The organism is Alistipes indistinctus YIT 12060 (assembly GCF_025144995.1).
Classification (GTDB): domain Bacteria; phylum Bacteroidota; class Bacteroidia; order Bacteroidales; family Rikenellaceae; genus Alistipes_A; species Alistipes_A indistinctus.
Genome location: NZ_CP102250.1, coordinates 1,309,378 through 1,334,916, shown reverse-complemented (window position 1 = coordinate 1,334,916; position 25,539 = coordinate 1,309,378). Strand labels below are relative to the sequence as shown.

The window sequence follows — 25,539 nt, the reverse complement described above, 5'->3', positions numbered from 1 at the left end:
CATACTGGTGATTCCGCGAGTGATCAAACCGAAAAAAATACCGCCGGCCTTTGGAAATTAGAGAAATGTGTGTATCTTGCCGTTCGGAAAGAAAAAGTAGAACTGAAAAAACTCATTTGCCTATCGACGAAATATCTACTCAAACCAATTAGAGGAGTAAGATATGAATCTGAAGAAATTAAGTGATCACGAATTGCTTAATACCTATATCTCAGGCAATGAGGATTCTATAAATGTACTGTTGAACCGTCACCGCAAACGGATTCTCGACTATATTTACATGATGGTCAAGAATCGGGATGTGGCCGATGATATCTTCCAGGAGACGCTTATTAAAGTGGTGCGTTTCGTGCAGGAGGGACGTTACACCGAGAACGGCAAGTTTCTTTCCTGGGTGCTGCGCATAGCGCACAACCAGGTGATCGATTATTTCCGCCAGAAAAAACAGCGGAACAACGTGTCGGAAGGGGATGCGGGTTACGATATCCTGAATAACCAGAAATTTTCCGATCACACGGTCGAGGAGAAGTTGATCACGAATCAAATCGAGACCGACGTGCGTAAGTTGATCGATTTTCTGCCGCCGGAGCAGAAGGAGGTAGTATTGATGCGGTACTATATGGGGTTGAGCTTTAAAGAGATCGCGGAACAGACCGATGTGAGCATCAATACGGCTTTGGGCCGGATGCGCTATGCGCTGATCAACCTGCGTAAACTGATCGATGAAAAACAGCTGATATTGAGTTGACGCACAATATCGCGGTAATCATCGGCGTTATATTGGCAAACACTATCGAAACCTTTGCCTATGGATGATTACTACAATGAAGAGATGGCCGATGAGGTAACCCGGGAAGATGAGGATTTGTTCGACCGGGAAGTCGTCCAGGGAGACGATGACCTGATGCTGACCGATGCCTTCCTGAAAGAGGTATTCCGTAAACAATGAGTCCGGCCGATGAAACAAAAGAAGGGGAGTTGCCAAGCAACTCCCCTTCTTTTGTTGTGGCCCCAGGCGGTATGTTTTGCAAAGGGATGTATGTCCGATTTGCGGAACAACGGCCTGAACCGGATCAATGTTCGTCCTGCACGGCTTTGTACAGACCGATGTCATCGACGCAGCAGCAGCCGATGTAGGTCGCCGCAGCGGCATTCTGCGCTTCGCCGTACTTGGCATAGATCTCCGCAGAGTTGCGGTACTCTTCGTCGATAGAGGCCTGTTGCAGCAGCAGGTGGCTTAGGATAATGTGCCCGGCCATTTCGACCATGCGGCGTGCATGGAAGTCAATTACTTCGTTGTCGCCGGTAGCGGTCACTTTTTCAACGGCCTTTTCATACTGTTCGCGCATGGAAACCAGCTTCTTATAGGTGTTTTCCAGCTCCGGGGCATAGTCCAGCGTCTCGTATTCCTTCATCTTGGCGAGGTAGGTGCCGGTGGTGACGTGGCGAATCGCCGCTACGACCTGCAATTGCGAGGTGCCTTCGTAGATATTCGTGATACGTGCGTCGCGGTAGATACGTTCGATCGGGTAGTCTTTCATGTAGCCCGAGCCGCCGAAAATCTGGATCGCGTCGTAAGCGAGCTGGTTGCAGTATTCGCTCGACATCAGTTTCAGCAGCGGGGTGAAAGCGTCGGCCAGACGCGTGTATTCCTTCATTTCGGCGCGTTCTTCCGGTTCGAGTTTACGCTCCTTGCTGATATGTGTGTACTCTTTGTAAATGCTGACGAAGCGTGTCGTTTCGTACAGCATCGCACGCGAAGCGTAGAGCTTCGCTTTCATAACCGACAGTATTTCGAAAATAGCCGGGAATTCGATGATCGGCTTGCCGAATTGCTGGCGTTCGTGCGCATATTTGAGCGCTTCGCGGTAAGCCGCTTCCGACAGGCCGGTCGACTGTGCGCCGATCCCCAAACGGGCGGCGTTCATCAACGACATCACATATTTGATCAGGCCCATTTTGCGGTCGCCGACCAGCTCGGCCGGCGCGTTCGTGAAGACCAGTTCACAGGTGGGCGATCCTTTGATACCCAATTTGTTCTCGATGCGGCGAACCTTGACAGCCATGTGCGCGCGGTCATAGACGAACATCGACAGGCCGCGGGCATCGCTCGTCCCCTCCTCGGAGCGGGCCAGTACCAGCGAGATATGACCGTCGCCGTTGGTGATGAAACGCTTCACCCCGTTCAGCAGCCAGGTCTGTTTCTCCTCGTCCCAGTGCGCTTTGAGCATCACAGCCTGCAGGTCGCTGCCGGCATCGGGTTCGGTGAGGTCCATCGCGCAGGTTTCTCCGGCGCAAACGCGGGGAAGGTATCGGGCTTTGATCTCTTCCGAAGCGAATTCGTTGAGGGTTTCGGCGCAGTCCTGCAAGCCCCAGATGTTTTCGAATCCGGCGTCGGCACGCGCGACCATTTCATTGGCCATCGCGAAAAGCGGCAGCGGGAAATTCAGTCCGCCGTATTGGCGCGGAATGGTCATGCCGAACAGTCCGGCCTGGTTCAGCGCTTCGATATTCTGTGCCGTGCCCGGGGCGTACACCACATGGTCGTCTACAACCCGGGGACCATCGTGGTCGACGCCTTCGGCATTCGGAGCCAGTACGTCGCCGCAGATTTCGCCGCAGATTTCCATCACGCGACGGTAGCTGTCCATGGCATCCTCGAAGTCCACGGGGGCGTAATCGTATTTGCCTTTGTCGGCGTAACCTCTCTCCCGGAGTTCCACGATTTTTTTCATCAACGGATGATTCAGGTGGAACTGGAGGTCTTTATTATCTAAAAAGAAATTAGCCATGATCGCTGTTATTTCGAGTTTTGTTTGTAATACTTAATCATCTTGGGTACCACTTCCATTACGTCGCCCATGATCGCGTAGTCGGCGATTTTGTTGATCGGCGCTTCCGGGTCCGTATTGATCGAGATGATCATCGACGAGCCGTCCATGCCGGCGGTGTGCTGGATCTGTCCCGAGATGCCGCAGGCGATGTAGAGTTTCGGACGTACCGTCACGCCGGTCTGTCCGATCTGGCGGGCGTGGTCGGCCATGCCTGCATCCACCGCTGCGCGGGATGCTCCCACCTCGCCGCCGAGCACTTCGGCCAGTTCGTGCAGCAGCGCGAAGTTCTCCTTGCAACCCATGCCATAACCTCCGGCGATGATCACCGGCGCTCCCTTGATGTTGATCTTGCGCTCTTCCATTTCGCGTTCGATGATGCGTACGACGAAATCGGCGTCCGAAGTGTATTTCTTGTGATCCACCTTTTTGACGACTCCTTTGCCCGGGGTCTTGGCGACCTCTTTTTTCATCACGCCCTCGCGTACGGTAGCCATCTGCGGACGGCAGTCCGGGTTGATGATCGTTGCGATGATGTTGCCGCCGAAAGCCGGACGAATCTGGTAGAGCAGGTTTTCATAGACTTTGCCGCTCTTGTTATCGGTGTGCGGGCCGATTTCGAGGCTCGTACAGTCGGCCGTCAGGCCGCTGTGCAGTGCCGACGAAACACGGGGACCCAAATCGCGGCCCACCGGCGAAGCGCCGAACAGTGCGATCTGCGGTTGTTCTTCTTTGAAAATGCCGCAGATGATTGCGGCGTGGGGCAGGGTCCGGTACGGGCTGAGGCACTCGGCATCAGCGATATGGATCGTGTCGGCACCGTACTGGGCCAGTTCTTTTTCGATGCCGTCGAGTTTGGATCCGATGGCGAGCGCTTCGAGCTCACAGCCGAGCGTGTCGGCCAATACCCGGCCTTTGGTCAGCAGCTCCAGCGACACATCGGCCACTTTGCCGTCCTCTATCTCACAATATACAAATATGTTGTTCATCTGTTTTGATTTTTAGCGGTTGGGGTTAGCCTATCCCAGCGTGTGGCTGGCGATCAGTTCCTGCATCAGCGAGTCGATGTCGCGGTCGTCGGCGGTGAGCCTCTTCGCCTCCTTGGCGGCAAATACCACGTTGTCGATCTTCTTGACCTTCGTCGGCGAGCCGGTGAGTCCCAATTGCTGGTCGTCGGCATCGATGTCGGCTACGCTCCATTCGTTGATGTTGAGGTAGGGCCGTTCCGAACGCAGGTCGGTGTAGTCTTCCTGAGCTTCCTGCATCTCGCTCGCGGTTTTGGCGTATTTGCATTTCATCACCAGTTTGGCGTGGCGCGGACGGCATTCGGGAGCCGATCCGTTGACGGTCATCACCAGCGGCAACGGGCAGGCTACGGTTTCGACACCGTGTTCCAGCCGGCGCTTGATAACCAGTTCGTCGCCTTCGGTGCCCACGATCTCTTCGGCGTAGGTGATTTGCGGCCAACCCAGTTTTTCAGCCACCTGCGGACCGACCTGTGCGGTATCGCCGTCGATGGCCTGCCGGCCTGCGACGATGATGTCGGGTTTCATGTTGAGGATGGCCCGTGACAGGGCGTATGAGGTGGCCAGCGTGTCCGAGCCTGCGAATTTGCGGTCGGAAAGCAGTACGCCACCGTCGGCTCCGCGGTACATGCCTTCGCGAATGATTTCGGCGGCGCGGCCCGGGCCCATCGTCAGGATCTCCACCGTGCTGCCGGGGAACATGTCCTTCAGCACGAGGGCTTGCTCCAGTGCGTTGAGGTCTTCGGGGTTGAAGATAGCCGGAAGCGCGGCGCGGTTCACCGTGCCGTCGGCCTTCATGGCGTCTTTCCCCACGTTGCGGGTGTCCGGCACCTGTTTGGCCAGGACGACGATTTTCAACGTTTTCTTCATTATGGATCGTATTTAGTTGTTAGATTTTGTTTAGATTCCGCTCCGGAGGTGCGCCGGACAAAACTTTACAAAATTATGATTTTTATCGGAAAAACCGCCGGTTTCGGACGAAAATGAAACGTATCCCCATATTCTTTTGTCTGCGGGACAAAATGAGGGAACCGCCTCCGGAAGGCGGTTCCCTCATTTTTGGATTCGCTTTCTGTCAGCGCGAAGCGCCGGTTACGGGAATCATAACGGTCGAATCGATCAGCCAGCCTGAGCGTGTTTCGGGTTGGCCCGTTAGTCCGCGCAGCAGGGTGAACCCCGGATCGGCGGATTTCGTTTCGATCCGGGTTGGGGTGCTGTGTCCGGTGATGGCCGCGATGGCTTTCGCGATAAACGGATCGAGGGGATCGCCCAACGGCAGTTTCAGTTCGGGTAAAGTCAGCGAAGAGGTCCAAATGTCCGGATAGAGGCCCGATGAGGAGATCGATTTGCCGTTTGCATCGGCGGTTTTGAAGGTCATCAGGTAAAGCACCCAATTGCCGATCTCCGGATCCGGAACGAGTTGTCCGCCTTGTTGCACTGCGGGCTGGAAAAGGCTGCCGCCGCAATATTTTCCCGCGGTGGACGAGCCGACCTGCTTAACGGTCATATAAGGTTTCAGGCATAGAATCAAGGATTCCGATGCAGAGGCGGGACTGCTTTCCGTCAGGGTATACAACGGCAGTCCGTTGAGGTTCACGGCAACGGACGGATCGAAGTAGTCGTTCACGTCGGTCCCCGTCTGTCGCAGGTATTCCGTGTACTCTTTGTTGTAAATCCGGGTCTGGAGGACCGAGTGACTCTCTACAGCGGATTTCGGGGCCAGCATGCTGCTCAGTTTGGCCATGGCCGAAACTTCCCCGCCGGGGTTGTAGCGGAGGTCGAGTATGATCTCGGTGACCTGTTGCTGTTGAAACGTCGAAAAGACCTTTTCCAGCCTGCCGATCGATTTGGAGACGAAATCGCTATAACAAAGGTAACCTATTTTGTGGCCTGCCCGGTCGATTACCGAGTAGGTGATCACGGGATCCAGATACATCTCCGTTCCGGTGAGAGTCGTTGTTTGGGTCGCCGGGTAGATCGTGTTTCCTTCGAGGTGTCCGTATTGGAGGGATACGTTGGGGAACCTGAAAAGATTCATGTACGTGTTCATCGTGATCTCCATGTCGTTCACACGGATGAAAATATCCCCGCGTTTGATGCCCGCTTTGGCAGCCGGGGAGTCCGGATAGGTAAACAGGACGACCGCGAACATGTTCTCCGAATTGTTGAACTTGCCGAAAGTGAGTTCGTAGCCGTACGAGCGGGTTTCATTGGTAAATTCGCCTTGGGTTTGCTGGATATTGTCGCTTAGGACCGACCAGGAATCCTGCGGATTTCTGAGCCGCTTGAAGAGTGCCGCCGGATCGCTTTCAGAAGTGATGTCGATCTCCGAAGGCAGGCCTGAATTCCATAGATAACGATTCCGCATGGCTTCGACGATGAACCGGTTGATTCGTTGTGTCTTGAGCGGGACTTCGGTAGGCGTTCCGGGATCGGGAGAAGGGGGAGTCGGGGTCGGGGCGGGGTTGTCTTTGCCGCAGGAAGCGATGAGACTGCTGACGAGCAGCACGGGTATGAGCAAGCGTTGCCAGGTCGAATAACGCATGGTTGGGTAGTTTTTTAATGTTCGACATCACAGCTGGCACTCTAAAGGTATAAAATTTTCAGGGAGTTATCCAAAAAAAGACAACCATTTGAAAAATGGTTGTCTTTTGTGGAATAGAACAATCGGTCGTGTTTATCGCACGATCGTCTCTTCGCGGTCTGGGCCTACTGAAACGATCTTGACGGGAACGCCGGTCTCCTGTTCGATGAATTCGATGTAGTTTTTCAGTTCGGCGGGGAATTCGTCGTAGCGGCGCAGCTTGTTGATGTCGCAGTTCCACCCCTTGAACTCCTTGTAAACTGGGACGATCTTTTCGCTCGCCTCGTACGGAAATTCGGAAGTCTCCTTGCCGTTTACGTTGTAGGCTACGGCCACTTTCAGCGTGTCGAAGTCGTTGAGCACGTCGGCTTTCATCATGATCAGCTCCGTGACGCCGTTCATCATTACCGAATATTTGAGGGCCACCATGTCGAGCCAGCCGCAGCGGCGCGGGCGACCGGTGGTCGCGCCGAACTCCTGTCCGATCTGGCGCATTTTCTCCCCGTCCTCGTCGAACAGCTCGGTGGGGAAAGGACCGCTGCCCACGCGGGTGCAGTAAGCTTTGAAGATGCCGTAGACGTTGCCGATCCGCGACGGTGCGACACCCAGACCGGTGCAGACCCCTGCGCAGAGCGTATTGGACGAGGTGACGAACGGGTAGGTGCCGAAGTCGATGTCGAGCATCGAACCTTGCGCGCCTTCGGCGAGGATCGCTTTACCCTCTTGGAGCAGCGAGTTCACCACGTGTTCGCTGTCGATGAAGCGGAAACGCTTGAGGTTTTCGATCCCGGCAAGCCACTCTTTTTCGTAGTCGCAGATGTCGTACGGGAAATCGTATTGTTTGAGCAGTTCGATGTGTTTCTCCTTGAGGCGCCCGTAACGTTCCTCGAATTCGCCCGAGACGATGTCCCCGACGCGCAGGCCGTTGCGGCCCGTTTTATCCATATAGGTCGGGCCGATGCCTTTGAGCGTCGAACCGATTTTCGTCTTGCCTTTCGAGGCTTCCGACGCCGCATCGATGATGCGGTGAGTAGGCAGGATCAGGTGCGCTTTTTTCGAGATCAGCAGCTTGCCCTGTACGTCGACGCCGTCTTTCTCCAGTTTGGCGATCTCTTCGGAGAGAATCACCGGATCGATCACCACGCCGTTGCCGATGATATTGATCGAGCCTTCGCGGAAAATACCCGACGGGATCGTGTGCAATACGTATTTTTTGCCTTCAAAATGGAGTGAGTGGCCTGCATTGGGTCCCCCCTGGAAGCGGGCGATCACCTGATAAGCCGGTGTGAGCACGTCGACGACCTTGCCTTTGCCTTCGTCGCCCCATTGTAAGCCTAAAACAACATCTACTTTTTTCATTTGTTATTCAGTAGCAGGATTTCAGCGCAAAATTGCTTTCAAAGGTACGTAACTTTTCTGTAATGTGGATCATTCGGTTTAAATTTTATCTTTAGCGGCTTCCTGTGCCCCAAATTATACTAATCATCGGCTTATGCCGTTCCTTGTAAAACGAATTGGGGGTGTTTGTTCGCTGTATTCTGGCGTAGAATGATTATCTTGCACCCCGTATACTACGGCCGCATGCGTAAATCTCTCCTCATTCTCCTGTTTTTCGTGTCGCTGGGAGGCGTCCATAAGGCGTCGGCCCAACTCGATAAGCATTACTTTTTCTATGTGGGCAGGAGCTACATTATAGATAACAAATTCCGCGATGCGATCGAGACGCTGAACGTATTGCTGAAGGTGGATGAGAAGGCTTACGAGGGCTATTTCCTGCGCGGCATCGCCAAATACAACCTCGACGACCTGCTCGGGGCGGAACAGGATTTTTCCTATGCAATCGAGAACAACCCCGTTTTTACGGCCGCGTACCAGTACCGGGCGATCACCCGTTCGCGGCTGGGTAATTACGACGATGCGCTGAAAGATTTCCAGGTGGCGATCGACCTGCGCCCGGACCGGCCCGACCCCTATTTTAGCCGGGGGGTGACCTTCCTGCTCAGCCAGCAGTTCGAAAAAGCGGTGGAGGACTTCACCACCTTTATCCGTTTCGATAACAAGGTGGTCGACGCCTATGTCAACCGGGGCACCTCCTACCTGATGATGAAGGACACGACGCGCGCTTACGAGGATTATAACACCGCGATCCGGACCAACCGGGAGAGTCCTTTGGCTTACAGCCGCCGCGGGATGCTCTACATGGCCCAGAAAAAATACGATGAGGCGCTGGCCGATTTCGACAAGTCGATCGAATGCGACTCCACGTATATCCCTTCTTACTTCAACCGGGCACTCGTCTATTCGACGATCAACCGTCCGGTGCAGGCAATCGAGGATTTCAGCCGGGTGTTGGCACTCGATTCGACCAGCTCGCTGACTTATTTCAACCGGGCGATTTTGCGCAATCAGATCGGAGACTACAACAACGCCCTCGCGGACTATGACAAAGTGGCGTTTTACAGCCCGAACAACGTGCTGCTCTATTACAACCGCGCGGCGTTGTACCGGCAACTGGGCGACTACTATGCCGCGATCAACGACTATACGCGGGCGATCGAGCTTTATCCCGATTTCGCCAACGCCTATCTTGGCCGCTCTGCATTGCGTTACATGCTCAACGACATGCAGGGATCCCGCAGCGACAAGGAGACGGCCGACAAGAAAATAGCCGAATACCGCTCGAAGCTGACCGACAGTAGTTTCTCTGTTTATGCCGATACGAGCAAGCGTTTCAACCAGCTGCTTTCGTTCGATGCCAGCATGGGCGGCAGCGAAGGGATGCAGCGGATGACTGCGCGAAGTTCCAACATCGCGCTGCTTCCGATGTTCAAATTCTCGATGGTTCGTCCCGATACGGTTCCCGTGCGGACTGTCTATTTCGTGCCGCGTGTCGAACAGTTCCGCACGGAGGTGGCTGATCCGTACGTGAAACTGGTGAACCGGGACAGCGATTTCCCGACCGATTCGCTCTTCGCCTTCGACCGGGCGATCGAAGATTCGCTGCGCTACAACCGGCCCAGCTGGCAGTTGTTGTTCAAACGGGGGATCACCCAGTCGCTGATCCGGCAGTACACCGGTTCGATCTCCAATTACACGGCGGCCATCGACCTGGATCCGTCCAATCCGTTCCTGTACATCAACCGCAGTACGACGCAGAGCGAAATGGTCGATTTTATCTCGTCGATCGACAACGGCTACCAGCGGATTACGGTAGACAACGATCCGGCCAGCCAGCTTAAAAGCAACTCGTCGCGGTCCTATAATTACGACGATGCGATCGCCGACCTGAACAAGGCCGCCCGGCTCTTCCCCGAATTTGCCTATATCTATTATAACCGGGCGAACCTGCTCTGCCGCTCGGGACGGATCCCGGAAGCGCTGGAGGACTATACGAAGGCCATCGAACTGAATCCGTCGTTCGCCGAGGCCTATTACAACCGGGGATTGGTACAGATTTTCCTCAAGGATACCCGTAAAGGCTGCCTCGATATGAGCAAGGCCGGGGAGCTGGGGTTGCAGGATGCCTACCGGGTGTTGAAGCTCTACGGGAATATGCTGCAGGAGGAGTAGGGCGGCGGAGGTACGGAGGCCTCCGCGTACGGCGCACATAGGCGGCGGATTCCTGCGAACAGATAAAGCGAGTTTTACGGTATGCGCGATGCGTGCCGAACGGATAATAAACCCAAACGGAAAATAAATGGTAGCAGCTTTACAAAAGAAGATCAGCGAGTCGGCTACGGCCCGTTGGATCGTGTTGGCGCTGGTCGCCTTCACGATGTTGTGCGGATATTTCATCACCGACGTGATGGCTCCGCTCAAGCCGATGCTCGAACAGCAAATGGGCTGGAGCAGCAGCGATTACGGATTTTTTACCAGTGCCTACGGTTGGTTCAACGTCTTCCTGCTGATGCTCATCTTCGGCGGGATGATCCTTGACAAGATGGGCGTCCGCTTCACCGGGCTGATGTCCACGGTGATCATGGTGATCGGCGTAGGTATCAAGTATTGGGCGATCGCAAGCGATTTCGGCGGTGCGAGCGTGACCATTTTCGGTTCCGTTATTTCGTCGCAGGTGCTTTGGGCGGCTATCGGCTACGCCATCTTCGGCGTCGGGATCGAGATCGCCGGAATCACCGTCTCGAAAATTATCGTCAAATGGTTCAAAGGTAAGGAATTGGCGTTGGCGATGGGCCTCGAGATGGCCTGCGCCCGCATCGGTACGGCGCTCGCCCTGAGCATTACGCCGCTGCTGGCGGAAGAATTCGGCTCGGTGAGTATGCCGATCCTGTTGGGGTTGCTGCTGCTGTGTATCGGCATGATCTCGTTCGTGGTGTTCGTGGTGATGGACACCAAACGGGACCGGGAGCTGAAAGATTCCGCCGAACTCGAAGAGCCGTTCCGCTTCCGCGATATTTTCGAGATTGTCCGGATCAAAGGATTCTGGTACATTGCGATCTTGTGCGTGCTGTTCTATTCGGCGGTTTTCCCGTTTTTAAAATATGCGCCGGATCTGATGTTCAATAAATTCGGTATTTCCGAAAAACTTTCGGGCATTATCCCTGCATTGTTGCCGTTCGGGACGATCCTGCTCACGCCTTTCTTCGGAAACCTCTACGACCGTAGGGGTAAAGGGGCGACGATTATGCTGGTGGGTTCGTTCATGATCGTGGCGGTGCACCTGCTCTTTGCCGTTCCGGCTTTCACGAACTGGCTGCTGGCGCTCGTACTGATCATCACGTTGGGGATCGCCTTCTCGCTGGTGCCTTCGGCCATGTGGCCTTCGGTGCCCAAGATCATTCCCGAGAATAAGCTGGGTACCGCGTATGCGCTGATCTTCTGGATTCAGAACTGGGGCCTGATGGGTGTGCCTTACTTGATCGGCAAGGTACTCGACAATTATTGCGTGGTGGACAATGCAACGACAGTGGCCGAAGAGATTACCGGAGTGGTAGCTCCTGAAACGGTTACGCGGGTAGCGTACGATTATACGGTGCCGATGCTGATTTTTGCGGGACTCGGCGTGCTGTCGATCCTGTTCGCCTTCCTGTTGTTGCGCGAAAATAAGAAAATGGGTTACGGTTTGCAGCAGCCCAATATCCGGAAATAGGGTTTGCCGGAAGCCGGTAAACGACCGTATAAAAACAGCGGGGGAGTCTTTCAAGACTCCCCCGCTGTTTTGTGGTGCGGGTTGACGGCATTCCGGCAGCGCCGTGTGATTTTAATATTGTGGCCCGGGGTGCTGGGACCAAATGTTTCCTAATGGCCCCGGCCTGTTAAATGTCGTCGGAATTGAATTTGTAACCGAGGCGTTTGCCGGTCTGCATCTTCGAGTTCTCGATTTTCGTGTTGAGCTGATCGACTGTAACGACCTTTACCGTATCGTACGGGGGAACCAGCAGGTCGAAGTCCACCGCATAGTCCATCGCTGTTTCGATGATGTTGATCAGTGACTCCTTGCTGATGGTTTGCGTGCCGAAGTTGTTGTGGCGCATGCTGATTTGCCGCTTTCCCTCGACGAAATATTGCTTCTCGCGGTTCACGAACAGCCTTCCGATCAGGTAGCCCTCGTCGGCGCTGCGGTTGTACTTGAACGAGTCGGAGAGGAAATTGTAGATGTTGATCATTCCGCAATAGGAGTTCGCCTTGTTGTCGCGCACGTACGAATTTTGCCAGATGATATGCTCGCGGTTGAATTCGAATACGTTGGAATGCATGCTGAAGATCAGGATGTCGTCGGCTACCTGAAGCTGGGCTTCGAATTTGCCGCGGTCGCGGTATTCGATTTTCACTTCGTGCCCCATCTCTTCGAGTCGGTCGTCCAGTTCCGAGGACATTTCGTGAAGCGTCTCTTTGAGCGCGTTGAATACGGAGAACGTGTTGTCGAATACCTGTTGGTTGAGGGCGGACTTGCCGCTGATTTTGCTGAGGATGGCGGCGTTCACCGCCGCACCAGGATCACCGTCCATAGGTTTTGATTGATCGTATTTAAAGGTTTGTAATGAGGTTAATTCCGGTGTTTTGAGTTGTCAGGGTATTGTAACGGCGTTGCCAATGGTGTCGAGGGCTGAATAAGGTTACATCAACCGGATCTGCTGGCCCGCTTTTACTTCGCTGTCGGGCGTGCGCCGGTTCATGTTGCAAAGGTTCTTCAGGCGGATGCCGTACGTTTGCGAAATGCTGTGCAGCGTTTCGCCCTCTTTGGCCACGTGAATCAGCTTGCCGTTTTCACTGCGCTTGCCCTTCGGGCGCAAGTAGACCATCTCGCCGGGACGCAGAGCAGGTACGGTGGTTTCGTCGTTGTATTTGAGCAGTTTCTTGACCGTGAGCCCGAATTCCGAAGCGATGGTTGCATAGGTATCGCCCGGACGCGCGGTGGTAAATTCGCTGCCGTTGTTGTGGTAGACGGTGTGCTGTCCCCCCTGACCGGTCACTGCTACGCTGTAATTGTCTACATCGACCACCTCTTTGGGTTTTTGTTCGGTCTCGGCTACCAATTGCTGCGGTTCTTCGGTCGCAGGCGTACCCATGATCGGCGGGGCGATCTCTTCGCCCCGGTCGAGGTGGTAGAGCTGGTTGTCTTCGATAATTTTGATGAGCAATTCGGCATAAGCCGGATTGGTCGCATAGCCAGCCTGTTTGAGTCCGTAAGCCCACCCTTTGTAATCCATCGGGTCCAGTTTGAACAGGTCCTGGTAACGGGCCGATTTGTCGAGGAATTCCGAATGGTCGTTGAACGAGGCCTCGACGGACGGGTATTTGCGGAAACATTCGCCTTTCGCATCGTCGTCGTGCGAGATCGTGGCACCGGTCCAGGTGCTTTTGCATTTGATGCCGAAGTGGTTGTTGCCTTCGCGCGCCAAGCGCCCGTTGCCGTTGTCCGATTCGAGCAACGCCTGGGCCATCGTGATGCTGGCGGGGATGCCGTATACTTCCATCTCCTCGACGGCCAGCGACTTATATTTCTGGATGTATTCTTCGCGGGTGAGGCGGTCCTGTCCGTTTGCGGAGAGGGCGAGCAGCGACACGCCCAGCGTCAGCAAGGCAATGGAATTCGGTTTCATACGGGTACCTTTATGAGGTTTGGCAGGCATAGCGACAAAAATAATATTTTATTGGAATTTGAGCAAAATTCTTTAGCTTTGTAAAATAACGTTTGACTCTCTTTCCAAATTTCAACCCTATGAGTTTTACTGCCCTTTGCCACCAGATTTTTCCGGCCGTGATCGACGAATATCACCGCTATGACGATGTGGACCATCCCATTGCCAACCCTTACCGGGAGGGCTCTATCGAGCACCTGCTGTACCTGAAGAACTGGATCGACACGGTGCAGTGGCATCTGGAGGACCTGATCCGCGATCCGCAAATCGACCCCGTCGAAGCGCTCGTGCTCAAACGCCGGATCGACCGCTCGAATCAGGAGCGCACGGATATGGTGGAATATATCGACAGCTATTTTCTCGATAAGTTCAAGGATGTGGCGATCGAGTCCGGTGCGAAAATCAATACCGAGAGCCCGGCCTGGGCGATCGACCGGCTTTCGATTCTCGCGCTGAAAATTTATCACATGGCCCAGGAGGTGAAGCGGACCGACGTGTCCGCGAAACACGTCGAAGAGTGCCGGCGTAAGCTCGATATCCTGCTGCAGCAGCGGACAGACCTGACCACCGCGATCGAGGAGTTGCTCGCGGATATGGCTGCCGGGCACAAATACATGAAGGTGTACAAGCAGATGAAGATGTACAACGATCCCGAACTGAATCCCGTTCTCTACGCGGCAAAATAGATTTATGGCTTCCCGTTCCGTGTCCGCACCGATGCGTATTCTGGTCATTCGCCTTTCTGCAATGGGGGATGTCGCGATGAGTGTGCCCGTGGTGGGCGCATTGCGCAAACAGTATCCCGAAGCGCAGATCGTAGTGCTGACGCCGGCTTTTTTACAGCCTTTCTTCAGGGGAATCGAGGCTTTGGAGTTCGTCTCTCCCGATTTTACGGGCCGGCATAAAGGGCTGAAAGGCGTGCTGAAACTCAGCTCGGAGCTCGGCCGTTTCGATATGGTGGCCGACCTGCACGATGTGATTCGCACGAAGATGCTGAGGCGCATCCTGCGGCTGCGCGGCGCAAAGGTCGCTTATATCGATAAAGGCCGGGAAGAGAAAAAGGCGCTCGTTGCGTTGGAGAATAAAAAACTGGTACAACTCAAAACGACGGTCGAACGCTACCGCAAAGTTTTCCTCGCATTGGGGTTCGACCTGCCGCCGATAGCCGTTCCGCCGCGCGTGAGGTACTCGTTGGATGCAGAAACCGAAGCGCTTGCAGGGGCGCACGAAGGGAAAAAATGGATCGGGATCGCGCCGTTCGCGCAGCATCAGGGCAAAATCTATCCGCTCGAACAGATGGAGCGGGTGATCGCGATGCTTTCGCAGATGCCCGGTGTACGGCTGTTCGTTTTCGGCGGCGGCGCCGCCGAACGCGAATACGGAGAACGGATGGAGGAAAAGTACGGCTCCGTGGTGTCGGTCATCGGCCGGATCAAACTGGCCCGCGAGATGGAGCTCATTTCCCACCTCGACCTGATGCTGAGCATGGACTCCTCGGCGATGCACATGGCTTCGCTGGTCGGTGTGCCGGTCGTGTCGGTGTGGGGGGCGACGCATCCCTATGCCGGTTTTTACGGGATCGGGCAGGATCCGCAAAATGCCGTACAGCTCGATATGGCCTGCCGCCCCTGTTCGATTTACGGCAACCGGCCTTGCGCCTATGGCGACTATCCCTGTATGCGGGGCATTGCTCCCGAACGGATCGTCGGGCAGGTGTGCAAGGCTGCGGGACTCCCTTCGGTCGCCGTATCCGAATCCTGACGCAGTATCAACCCCGATATAATAAAGATGAGAAAGTACCGCAGGTTCCGTGCCGTGACGGTGCGGATCGTCGTCCCGCTGGTGGCGGTGGCGGCGGTTTTTTTCGGGATTTCCTGGCTCGCGGAGTTTCGTCCCGCGCCGGTTGAGGAGGTGTACCGATGCCAGCAGCCCGATTCGCTTCCGGACACACTGACCCTGGTCAGTTGGAATATCGGTTATGCCGGGCTGGGCGACAACATGGACTTTTTCTACGACGGCGGCAGGCGCGTACGCGACACCCGTGCACGGACTGCGGCTAACCTGGCGCAGATCGTCCTGACGCTGCAAAAGATCGATGCGGACATCATGCTGTTGCAGGAGGTGGACCGCTCGTCTCACCGTACCTACCGCATCGACGAAGCGGGATTGATCGGTGCCGCTTTCCCGGGTTATGCGGCGGCGTTCGGCTTCAATTATAAGGCGTGGTTCGTACCGATTCCGTTACGCGATCCGATCGGACGTGTGGCCAGCGGACTGCTGACCTTGTCGCGGTACAGGCCGCTCGATGCGGTGCGGTATCAGTACCCGTCCCGCTTCCCGTTCCCGGAACGGATGTTCAACCTCAAACGCGGGCTGCTTTCAGCCCGGTTTCTGACCGCTGCGGGCGATACGGTGATGATCGACAATACGCACAATACCGCTTACGATACGGGTAACATGCGGTTTGAAGAGTGCGTTTTCCTCGCGGAACTGATTGCACGGGCCGATTCGGCCGGGATCCGTTCGGTAACCGGCGGTGACTGGAACCAATATCCGCCCGATTACATTCCTTCTGCGGCGGAGCTTTCGAATCCTTATTTCGTGCCGCAGCAGATCGACGGCAGGTTGTTCCGCCGGGCCGGCCGTTTCGTCTACGACGCGCAGCATCCTTCGCTGCGCTATCTGGACCGGCCTTTCCGGGCCGATTCGTCGGTGCGGACGTTGACCGATTTCTTTTTCGTTTCGCCCGGTATCGAAGTACTTTCCATCGAAACGCTCCCACTGGATTTCCACTCCAGCGACCACAATCCGGTGGTGATGAAAATCGTATTCTCGCGATGAATTTAAGTGTGAAAAAAATCACAGTTAAATTTTATAATCCCTGAAAAACGACTACCTTTGAGCGTCCGAAAACGGAGGGCACCCGGTTCCGACCGGGAAGATATCCCCGGAGTCCGTTCCGCTTTCCGAACATCCGGTACAGACGATCATACAAACTCAATAAAATACACTACAGATGAATATTCCGGCTAACTTGAAGTATTCGAAGGATCACGAATGGATCCGGGTCGAAGGGGATGAGGCCTATGTGGGCATTACCGATTTTGCACAGAGCCAACTCGGCGATATCGTTTTTGTCGATGTGACCACTGAGGGCGAGACACTTGCCCAGAACGAAATTTTCGGCACGATCGAGGCCGTGAAGACGGTTTCGGATGCTTTCCTGCCTGTGGGCGGCGAGGTGCTCGAGTTCAATGCATCGCTCAACGACGCTCCCGACAAGGTCAATAAAGATCCTTACGGCGAGGGTTGGATGGTGAAAATTAAAATGACGAATCCCGCAGAGCTCGATTCACTGCTCTCCGCTGAGGATTATGCCAAACTGATAGGTTAATTTTAAAAAATACGAAATTATGAGTAAAGTTACTGTCGTGGGTGCGGGCAACGTAGGCGCTACCTGCGCAAATGTGATCGCCACCCGCGAGATCGCCGATGAAGTGGTGCTGCTGGATATTAAAGAAGGGGTAGCCGAAGGTAAAATGCTGGATATTTTCCAGACCGCCACGCTGATGGATTTCGATACGAAACTGACCGGCGTGACCAACGATTATGCCGCGACCGCCGGTTCGGACGTAGTGGTGATCACCTCAGGTATGCCCCGCAAACCGGGTATGACCCGCGAAGAGTTGATCGGCGTGAATGCCGGTATCGTGAGCTCGGTGGTTGAGAACGTACTGAAATACTCGCCGAAGGCCATTATCCTGATCATCAGCAACCCGATGGATACGATGACCTACCTGGCCCTCAAAAAGAGCGGTCTTCCGAAGAACCAGATTTTCGGTATGGGCGGCGCACTGGATACGGCCCGCTTCAAATGCTACCTGAGCAAGGCCCTGAATGCCAACTCGAACGAGATTGAAGGCATGGTAATCGGCGGGCACGGCGATACCACGATGATTCCGCTGGCCGGCAAAGCCGCCTACAAGGGCATTCCCGTTACCGAACTGCTGAGCAAAGAGGAACTCGACAAGGTGGTTGCCGACACGATGGTGGGCGGTGCAACGCTGACCAAGCTGCTCGGAACGTCGGCTTGGTATGCGCCCGGTGCAGCGGCAGCTTATGTCGTTGAATCGATCATCCGCGACCAGAAGAAGGTGATTGTTTCCTGCACGGCTCTCGACGGCGAATACGGTCAGAAGGATATCTGCATCGGTGTTCCGGCCGTGATCGGCAAGAACGGTGTGGAGAAGATTCTGTCGCTGAACCTCACTGCAGACGAGAAAGCCCTCTTCGAGAAGAGCGCCGAGGCTGTCCGCAAAACCAACGCTGTCCTCAAAGAGATCAACGCGCTCTAAGCACCGGATTCTTTGAATATAAGAAGCGGCGGTTCCTTTTGGAACCGCCGCTTTTGGTATGGTATGTGTTGCACTTATACGGGTATAAAATATTTGAATTGCTAATTATAAACTATTTGCCCGGTTTGTCCCGATTATTTGCTAGATTTGTTCTATAAGGAGTGTTGATCTGAATGCCGTTCCCGATAAATATTAACGATGATTGCCTTATGACGACGAAAAAGACAATGACGACGAATGCTGGTACTCCCGTGGCGGAGAACCAGAACGTCCAGACCGCCGGGCCGCACGGTCCGATGCTGATGCAAAATGTCTGGTACATGGAAAAACTGGCCCATTTTACGCGTGAACGCATTCCGGAGCGGGTCGTGCATGCGAAAGGTTCGGCCGCTTACGGGACCTTTACCGTGACGAAAGACATCACGAAGTACACGAAAGCGTCGATTTTTTCGGAAGTGGGCAAACAGACCGATTTATTCGTACGCTTTTCGACCGTTGCCGGCGAGCGCGGCGCTGCCGATACCGAGCGCGATGTGCGCGGTTTTGCGATCAAATTTTACACCGACGAAGGTAACTGGGATTTGGTGGGGAACAATACACCGGTCTTTTTTATCCGGGATCCGCTCAAATTTCCCGATTTTATCCACACGCAGAAGCGCGACCCGAAAACCAACCTGCGCAGCGCAACGGCGGCGTGGGATTTTTGGAGTCTCTCTCCGGAGACCCTCCATCAGGTGATGATCCTGATGAGCGACCGCGGGATTCCGGCGAGCCTGCGTCAGATGCACGGCTTCGGAAGCCATACGTTCAGCTTTATCAATGCGGCGAATGAACGGTTCTGGGTCAAATTTCATTTCAAAACCCAGCAGGGAATCAAAAACCTGACCAATGCCGAAGCCGAGGCGGTCGTCGCCAAAGACCGCGAGGCATCGCAAAAGGATCTGTTCGGTCACATTGCGCAGGGCGATTTTCCGCGCTGGACGCTTTACGTGCAGATTATGCCGGAGGCCGATGCGGCGACCTACCGGATCAATCCGTTCGACCTGACGAAGGTATGGCCGCATGCCGATTATCCGTTGCAGGAGGTGGGGGTGATGGAGCTGAACCGTAATCCCGAAAATTACTTCGCAGAAGTGGAACAGGCTGCTTTCAACCCGGCCAATATCGTTCCCGGAATCGGCTTCTCGCCTGATAAAATGCTCCAGGGGCGCCTGTTCGCATATGGCGATGCGCACCGCTACCGGCTCGGAGCCAACTTCGAAAGCCTGCCGGTGAACGCTTCACGCTCCCCGGCTCACAATTATCAGCGGGACGGGCTGATGCGTTTCGATGCGAACGGCGGCGGCAGCGTCAACTATGAACCGAACAGTTTCGGAGGCCCGACCGAAGATCGTTCCTACCTCGAGCCGCCTTTAAAGGTAGAGGGGGATGCGATGGCGTATGACGCCCGTGTGGACAGCGATTACTATTCGCAGCCGGGCGAGTTGTTCCGCCTGCAGTCGCCCGATGCGCAACAACGACTGATTTCGAATGCGGCCGAGGCGATGGCGGGTGTTCCGGTCAATATCCAGACGCGTGCGGTGGCCCGTTTCTATCAGGCCGATGAACGGTGCGGACAAGGTATTGCCGAAAAACTCGGGATAGACCTGCAATCGGTGCTCGACGAAGTGAAGCGCCAGCAGGTGGCAGACAAGACCCTTTAGCCGATTCGTCGGGACGCTGTCGGAAAACTTAATTTTGTCTGCATGCCGACTGTTTGAGACTGATATTTTGGCCCGCGGATAAACCTCGGGAGATATCCCGGTAATCGGAATAAGCCCTGCCTTGCGAGGCAGGGCTTTGTCGTTCGGATACCGTTTGAAAACAGGGACGGTTTTGACCCGGTAATTTCTGATGAAGATTGGGCTGTTCTTGCCTGACTTTTCAGTCAGCTTTTCAAGGAGGGCATACTTTTCACGATAGGAATAGAAAAGCGTTGTAGAGATATGTCCTTCGCCGATAGATCTGTTTTTTCGAGATTTTTCCTGGATGTTATTTTTGTGAACCTTGCCGGATGCGGCGTTGGATGCGCTCCAGTCCGCAGCGGGCCAGCGGCGTGTCGCCGAAACGGTTTTGGAAATCGGTTCCGGAGAGCTGCAGCCAATCGGTTTCGGTCATCTGTCCGATATCTCCGGCCGGGGCGAAGCAGGTATGGGCGGATACCGGTGCATGGCGGTTGTGGGGGCAGGCCAGCTGGCAAATGTCGCAGCCGAATATCCACCCGTGCAGGTCGCCTTCGTCGCCCGCTTCCGCCTCGATCGTGCGGCGCGAGATACAAAGCGAAGCGTCGATCGTCCGGTCGTTTCCGATCGCACCGACGGGGCAGGCTTCGATACAGGCGCGGCAGGAACCGCACGGGTCCGGTGCCAGGAAAGGCGGATCGGGTTCGAGTTCGGCATCCGTCACGATCAGCCCCAGCACAACGAACGATCCCAGACCGGGTACGATCAGTAGCGAGTGGCGTCCGATGCGTCCTACTCCCGCTTCGGCGGCCCAACTTTTTTCGAGGATCGGGGCCGTATCGACGAAGACGCGTCCCGAAGTTCCGGGATGCAGGTCGCGAATGTAGGCGAGCAGTTCGTGCAATTTCTCTTTCAATACCGGATGGTAGTCGCGTCCCCGGGCATACGAGGCGATCCGTGAGGCGACTCCGGCAGCGGGAGGACGGTTGTAGCTGATGGCACAAACCACTACCGACCGGGCTCCTTCGACCAGCAGGGCCGGGTCGATCCGCTTGTCGAGATTGCGTTCCATATAGGTCAGGCCGCCGTGCCGTCCCTGTGCGAGCCATCGCTCCAACAGTCCGCGACGCTCTTCGAGCGGGCGGCAACGGGCTATACCGCAGCGGTCGAAGCCGAGAATTTCGGCACGGGAGTGTATCGAATGGTCCTGATTCATTGCTCAAACGTCTTCAAAAGTAATGATTTTATAATAATAAAACTTATCTTTGCGTTCGATTGGCAAATGTCCCGACATTCCTAACTTTCCATTTGCAATGAGATTCGAAACCCTTCGGGAATTGTATCTGCACAGCATTGATTCCTTCGGCCCGCGGCCTTGTTTCTCGATGTACGGGGGAGAGTCGCTCACCTACGCCGAGTTCTCCGAACGCGTCAACACCCTGATCGATATATTCGTCCATGCCGGGCTGAACAGTGGCGACAAAATCGCATTATTGAGCAACAACATGCCTAACTGGGGCGTCGCTTATTTTGCCGCGACCGTGTCGGGCATGGTGATCGTACCCATCCTGCCTGATTTTTCGGGCCCCGAACTCGACAAGATCATCCTGCATTCCGAGGCCAAAGCGCTCGTCGTTTCCGATAAACTGTTCACGAAGGTCTCGAAGGAGGTCATCTCCGGGCTGAACCTCGTGGTGCGCAGCATGAACCTCGGGGTGATCCACCAGACTTCCGATACGCTTGGCTCCGTAACCATACCGAACGGGGATGATCTCGCGGCGATCATTTACACTTCGGGTACCACCTCTTCGCCCAAAGGCGTGATGCTTTCGCACCGCAACTTGTGCAGCGAGCTGGAGATGGTGAGCATCCTGCAACCGGTTTATCCCGATGACGTATTCCTGTCTATCCTGCCGCTGTCCCACACTTACGAATGTTCGCTGGGCATGCTGCTGCCGGTGATGTGGGGCGCATCGGTGGTCTATCTCGACAAAGCCCCGACCGCTTCGGTATTGCTCCCCGTGCTCAAGAAGGTGCGTCCTACGATCATGCTGACCGTGCCGCTGATTATCGAGAAAATTTACAAAAACAAAATCTTACCGCAGGTAGCTGGCAACCGGCTGATGGCAGCACTTTACAAAACCGATTGGGGACGCAGGTTCCTGCACCGGATTGCCGGCAGGCGCCTTGCACAGTTGTTCGGCGGCCGTATCCGCTTCTTCGGTATCGGCGGGGCGAAACTCGATCCGACCGTCGAACTGTTCCTGTTGGAGGGACGGTTCCCCTATGCGATCGGGTACGGCCTCACCGAGACGGCTCCCGTATTGGCCGGGGTTAATCCGTCGATGGTGCGGCATCAGTCCACGGGGCCGATGCTGGAGGGGGTCGAAGCCCGTCTCGACAATGTGAATCCGCGCTCGGGCGAAGGAGAGATCGTTGTAAAAGGCCCTAATGTGATGATGGGGTATTACAAAAATCCCGAAGCGACGGCCGACTCGTTTACCGAGGACGGTTGGTTTCGCACAAAAGACCTGGGGGTGTTCGACAGGGACGGTTACCTCTATATCAAAGGGCGCCTTACGAATATGATCCTCGGCCCGAGCGGTGAAAATATCTACCCCGAGGAGATCGAGAACGTGATCAACGGTCATGCGCTGGTTGCCGATTCTCTGGTCAAAGAGGACATGGGAAAGCTGGTGGCTATCGTGCACTTCAACCGAGAGGCGCTCGAGCAAAAATACCATACCGTGCGCGAAAACCTCGGGCAAAAGATGGAAAACATCAAGCAGGACCTGATGCATTACGTCAATTCGAAGGTGAATAAATTTTCGCGTATTTCGGTGGTGGTCGAGAATGAGGACGGTTTTGAAAAGACGCCGACCCAGAAGATCAAACGGTTCCTGTATACCAAAAAGAAATAGAAGGTTTTATCCCCGGTAGGAGATGTCCGGATGATCCCGGATAAGAAATTCCGCCGGATGCTCCGGTGGAAGGAGCGATGAAAATCCTGCCGTTATTCGGTGGGATTTTTTATCTTTGTCGTGTCAGCAAACAGCCGTATGGAACTATCCGCAGCACAAAGAGAACGTTACGAACGCAACCTGTTGGTCGAGGGTTTTACCGACCGGATGCAGCAGGCGCTTATTGCCGCGCGCGTGGCGGTTGTCGGTGCCGGGGGGCTCGGTTCTGCGGCGCTGAATTATCTGGTAGCGGCCGGTGTCGGCCACCTGACGCTGATCGAGAATGATACGGTGTCGTTGAGTAATTTGCAACGGCAGGTACTCTATACGACTGCAGATATGGGCCGGCCGAAAGCCGAAGTGGCCGCGATGCGCCTGTCACGACTCAATCCCGGGTGCGATATCCGTGTCGTGACCGACCGGCTGACTGCAGCGAATGCCGCCGGATTGCTCGGCGGACATGATGCAGTGGTCGATTGTACCGATAACTATGACGCCCGTTACGTGATCGATGATTTTTGCCGGGAGGCGGAGGTGCCTATGATTTACGGTACCGCCGAGGCTGTCGGGGGGCAGGTGGCCGTTTTCCATGCCGGGGGCGCGGGCGGTTACCGGGATCTTTATCCCGAGAGGGCGTCGCAGAAACCGGTGGTGGGTGTCCTCTCGCCGATCGTGGGGGTAATCGGTTCGCTGCAGGCGCTCGAAACGGTCAAACTGCTGTGCGGAGTGGGCGAATCATTGGCCGGGAATCTGTTGGTCGTGGATGGCCGGACGATGCAGGTCAGTAAATTGGAACTGTGATGAGTACGGGCGATATCAAATACCTGATTCCGGCTGACGGCGACGAGTTGTGGGGACTGACGGTGACGGGCGTCGGCAGCCAGGTGATTACCGCTGACGAGGTTTATCCGCCCCAGAACCACCCGCAGGGTTATTTTTTCGATGTGGAAGAGGGACGCGTGCTCGACGAATTCCAGTTGCTTTATATTACCGACGGCGAAGGAATGTTTACCTATGGAGAGCCGAGGGTTTCACAGCGGATCGAGGAAGGCAAGATGTTTTTCCTTTTTCCCGGGGTGTGGCATACCTACCGTCCGTTCGAAAATTCGGGTTGGAAGGAGTATTGGATCGGTTTCAAGGGCGAGATGATCGACCGGCTGGTTGCGTCGGGTTACTTTTCGGCCTGTTCGCCGGTTTTCGACATCGGGCTCAACGAACGAATCATAGACCTCTATCTGAAGGCCCGCGACATTGCCAACGAGGACAGGATCGGCGCACAACCGGCCCTTTCGGGGATCGTGATGCACCTGCTCGGACTGATGTATTACCGCCAGAAAAGCAGTGTCCTGCACGATGAGGACATCATCGGGAAGGTCGATAAGGCGAAGGTGGTGATGCGCGAGAATGTGTACGAGAATCTCTCGCCGCAGGAGGTTGCCGAGCGGGTAGGGCTGGGCTATTCGGGATTCCGCAAGGCGTTCCGCGAATATGCGGGCACGTCTCCCGCCCAGTATATGAAAGAGCTGAAGATCAACGAAGCGAAGTTGCTGCTTGCGACGACAAACACGACCATCAAGGAGATATCCTATCATCTCAAATACGACAATCCGGAATATTTCTCCATTTCATTTAAGAGAAGGACCGGCAAGACGCCGCTCGAGTACCGCAATTTCGCCCGGATAAAAAAAGGGGCGGAATAGGCAGCCGTGGTCTGCGGTTGCGGAACCATTGATTTGCATTGAGGTCGTTCGCACAGTATGCGCAGATCGGATGTTTCGCGGGCTCTTTTAGTTGAGGTCGATGATCGTTTAAAGACAGTTTAGCCGGGTACTTACCCCATTCCGTTCATTTGTTCGCATCTGTCGCATACGGTTTGGTATAGGCTTCCCTCGGAAGCCGGTCGAGTTCATCCAATTCAGCATTCATCTGCCACCGGTGATGTTCGAAAACATAGCGCCGGACGAACCATGTGATTTCGTCGGGATGGTACATGCCTGTCAGCGCCACGTCGTGCGTTTGTCCCTGCATCGTGAAAAATGCGTAGGGATAGCCAGCTTTGCGGAACCTGCGCGCAAGCGATTTCGACCCGAACAGACCTTTGCTGAACAGCTGGATTTTGTTGTACGGCACCACCTTATCCTTGTCGCCGTGCATAAAAAGCGTCGGCGCCGGAGTTGCGCGATAGCGGGGCCGTCCTTCGTGGCTGAAGATCGCGCCGGCGAACGACAGCACTCCTTTGTAGCGAAAATCCTGCGGCAACATCTCCGATAGCGGTAGTCTGTTGCACAGCGTATAGTCCGCGTGCAGTACCGTGACTGCACCCGCGCTCGATCCGCTCAGCATGATGCATGAGGTGTCGATGTTCAACGCAGCGGCGTGCCGGATTAGGTAATCGGTAGCGCTGAAGAGGTCTTCCACGGCCATTCGGATCGCCGTATCGGCGGGTTTGGTCTTGAATACCGAAATTTTACGGTCTTTCAGTCCCAGCCGGTAGTCTATCGAGACGGCGGTAATTCCTTGTGCCGCCAGTTCCCGGAAGTAGGGTATGTAATAGGGTTTGTCCCGTTCTCCTTTCATGAAAGCGCCCCCGAAAACGAAAAGCATAACCGGCTGAGCGGTTTGCTCCGTCTGTGCAGTCTCCGTGCGGTAGATGTCCATCCGCAGGTCACAGGTGTCGCGGTGTGCGAACAGGATGGTTTGTTTGGACAGGCTGTCGGACAGTACAGCGGGTTCGGCCCCGTGCGACAGGTTCGTGCAGTACAGGAGTAAAGCTGCCGGGAGCAGGAGGAAACGGCTTGGAAATGGTTTCATGGAATCGTATGTCATGTATAAGATCGGAAAGGAAGCTGCAGTTACCGGTTGAATGGGAAGGATGCTATAGCTGGAAGAAAGATCCGCCCTTGCACAAGAATCTCCGGTCCGGATGCGGCAACTTTAGTGCCGCAGAGCATATTCGAACAAAA

Annotated in this window: 22 protein-coding genes; 13 read left to right on the top strand and 9 right to left on the bottom strand. The window is 55.1% G+C overall.

The features are described from left to right. The first annotated feature begins 163 nt into the window (after positions 1-163). Both NQ495_RS05685 and NQ495_RS05680 read left to right on the top strand, forming a co-directional pair. Positions 164-748, top strand: coding sequence for an RNA polymerase sigma factor (locus NQ495_RS05685; protein WP_009133915.1), 585 nt, complete (start codon positions 164-166; stop codon positions 746-748). 60 nt (positions 749-808) lie between these two features. After that, entirely contained in the window at positions 809-949 is a 141-nt protein-coding gene (locus tag NQ495_RS05680; RefSeq protein WP_009133916.1) for a hypothetical protein, read from the top strand. 124 nt (positions 950-1,073) lie between these two features. Here NQ495_RS05680 and NQ495_RS05675 read toward each other — a convergent pair whose 3' ends face one another. From NQ495_RS05675 to NQ495_RS05655, 5 genes are all read right to left on the bottom strand, one after another. Further along, entirely contained in the window at positions 1,074-2,792 is a 1,719-nt protein-coding gene (locus NQ495_RS05675) for an acyl-CoA dehydrogenase family protein (protein WP_009133917.1), read from the bottom strand. An 8-nt stretch (positions 2,793-2,800) separates the two neighbouring features. Then, positions 2,801-3,820: an electron transfer flavoprotein subunit alpha/FixB family protein gene (locus NQ495_RS05670; protein ID WP_009133918.1), complete on the bottom strand. Its 1,020-nt coding sequence runs from the start codon at positions 3,818-3,820 to the stop codon at positions 2,801-2,803. Positions 3,821-3,850: 30 nt separating this feature from the next. Further along, positions 3,851-4,726: an electron transfer flavoprotein subunit beta/FixA family protein gene (locus NQ495_RS05665; RefSeq protein ID WP_009133919.1), complete on the bottom strand. Its 876-nt coding sequence runs from the start codon at positions 4,724-4,726 to the stop codon at positions 3,851-3,853. Positions 4,727-4,931: 205 nt separating this feature from the next. After that, complete coding sequence (locus NQ495_RS05660; protein ID WP_009133920.1) at positions 4,932-6,401, bottom strand: S41 family peptidase; 1,470 nt, start codon at positions 6,399-6,401, stop codon at positions 4,932-4,934. Positions 6,402-6,533: 132 nt separating this feature from the next. Next, the gene (locus NQ495_RS05655; RefSeq protein ID WP_009133921.1) at positions 6,534-7,799 is read right to left on the bottom strand and encodes an adenylosuccinate synthase; all 1,266 of its coding nucleotides are present in this window, start codon (positions 7,797-7,799) and stop codon (positions 6,534-6,536) included. A gap of 222 nt (positions 7,800-8,021) precedes the next feature. Here NQ495_RS05655 and NQ495_RS05650 point away from each other — a divergent pair, with 222 nt between their 5' ends. Beyond that, entirely contained in the window at positions 8,022-10,010 is a 1,989-nt protein-coding gene (locus tag NQ495_RS05650) for a tetratricopeptide repeat protein (protein WP_040294478.1), read from the top strand. Between the two features lie 127 nt (positions 10,011-10,137). Next, the gene (locus NQ495_RS05645; RefSeq protein ID WP_009133923.1) at positions 10,138-11,547 is read left to right on the top strand and encodes an MFS transporter; all 1,410 of its coding nucleotides are present in this window, start codon (positions 10,138-10,140) and stop codon (positions 11,545-11,547) included. A 166-nt stretch (positions 11,548-11,713) separates the two neighbouring features. Here NQ495_RS05645 and NQ495_RS05640 read toward each other — a convergent pair whose 3' ends face one another. Both NQ495_RS05640 and NQ495_RS05635 read right to left on the bottom strand, forming a co-directional pair. After that, complete coding sequence (locus NQ495_RS05640; RefSeq protein WP_009133924.1) at positions 11,714-12,406, bottom strand: hypothetical protein; 693 nt, start codon at positions 12,404-12,406, stop codon at positions 11,714-11,716. Between the two features lie 108 nt (positions 12,407-12,514). Further along, positions 12,515-13,501 carry a glucosaminidase domain-containing protein gene (locus NQ495_RS05635; RefSeq protein WP_040294198.1) on the bottom strand — a complete coding sequence of 329 codons (987 nt, stop codon included), beginning with the start codon at positions 13,499-13,501 and terminating at the stop codon, positions 12,515-12,517. Between the two features lie 119 nt (positions 13,502-13,620). Here NQ495_RS05635 and NQ495_RS05630 point away from each other — a divergent pair, with 119 nt between their 5' ends. The 6 genes from NQ495_RS05630 (at position 13,621) to NQ495_RS05605 (ending at position 19,598) form a co-directional block, all read left to right on the top strand. Beyond that, positions 13,621-14,226 carry a DUF4254 domain-containing protein gene (locus NQ495_RS05630; RefSeq protein WP_009133926.1) on the top strand — a complete coding sequence of 202 codons (606 nt, stop codon included), beginning with the start codon at positions 13,621-13,623 and terminating at the stop codon, positions 14,224-14,226. 4 nt (positions 14,227-14,230) lie between these two features. Next, positions 14,231-15,301, top strand: coding sequence for a glycosyltransferase family 9 protein (locus NQ495_RS05625; RefSeq protein ID WP_009133927.1), 1,071 nt, complete (start codon positions 14,231-14,233; stop codon positions 15,299-15,301). A gap of 27 nt (positions 15,302-15,328) precedes the next feature. Beyond that, positions 15,329-16,381, top strand: a complete 1,053-nt coding sequence (locus NQ495_RS05620) for an endonuclease/exonuclease/phosphatase family protein (protein ID WP_009133928.1) — start codon at positions 15,329-15,331, stop codon at positions 16,379-16,381. A 175-nt stretch (positions 16,382-16,556) separates the two neighbouring features. Continuing rightward, positions 16,557-16,934, top strand: coding sequence for a glycine cleavage system protein GcvH (gene gcvH, locus NQ495_RS05615; RefSeq protein WP_009133929.1), 378 nt, complete (start codon positions 16,557-16,559; stop codon positions 16,932-16,934). Positions 16,935-16,953: 19 nt separating this feature from the next. Continuing rightward, positions 16,954-17,895, top strand: a complete 942-nt coding sequence (gene mdh / locus NQ495_RS05610) for a malate dehydrogenase (RefSeq protein ID WP_009133930.1) — start codon at positions 16,954-16,956, stop codon at positions 17,893-17,895. Positions 17,896-18,104: 209 nt separating this feature from the next. Continuing rightward, complete coding sequence (locus tag NQ495_RS05605; protein WP_040294199.1) at positions 18,105-19,598, top strand: catalase; 1,494 nt, start codon at positions 18,105-18,107, stop codon at positions 19,596-19,598. 328 nt (positions 19,599-19,926) lie between these two features. Here the strand turns inward: NQ495_RS05605 and queG are convergent, their stop codons facing one another. Continuing rightward, a complete protein-coding gene (queG, locus tag NQ495_RS05600) occupies positions 19,927-20,832 on the bottom strand; it encodes a tRNA epoxyqueuosine(34) reductase QueG (protein ID WP_009133932.1) in 906 nt (301 codons plus the stop codon). A gap of 97 nt (positions 20,833-20,929) precedes the next feature. Here queG and NQ495_RS05595 point away from each other — a divergent pair, with 97 nt between their 5' ends. The 3 genes from NQ495_RS05595 to NQ495_RS05585 all read left to right on the top strand — a co-directional run bounded on the left by NQ495_RS05595 (position 20,930) and on the right by NQ495_RS05585 (position 24,276). Further along, positions 20,930-22,537, top strand: coding sequence for an AMP-binding protein (locus NQ495_RS05595; protein WP_040294200.1), 1,608 nt, complete (start codon positions 20,930-20,932; stop codon positions 22,535-22,537). 138 nt (positions 22,538-22,675) lie between these two features. Continuing rightward, positions 22,676-23,377 carry a HesA/MoeB/ThiF family protein gene (locus tag NQ495_RS05590; RefSeq protein WP_009133934.1) on the top strand — a complete coding sequence of 234 codons (702 nt, stop codon included), beginning with the start codon at positions 22,676-22,678 and terminating at the stop codon, positions 23,375-23,377. Next, complete coding sequence (locus NQ495_RS05585; protein ID WP_009133935.1) at positions 23,377-24,276, top strand: AraC family transcriptional regulator; 900 nt, start codon at positions 23,377-23,379, stop codon at positions 24,274-24,276. The genes NQ495_RS05590 and NQ495_RS05585 overlap by 1 nt, the downstream gene beginning before the upstream one ends. 145 nt (positions 24,277-24,421) lie before the next feature. Here NQ495_RS05585 and NQ495_RS05580 read toward each other — a convergent pair whose 3' ends face one another. Continuing rightward, positions 24,422-25,387, bottom strand: coding sequence for an alpha/beta hydrolase (locus tag NQ495_RS05580; protein WP_009133936.1), 966 nt, complete (start codon positions 25,385-25,387; stop codon positions 24,422-24,424). Positions 25,388-25,539 lie beyond the last annotated feature (152 nt).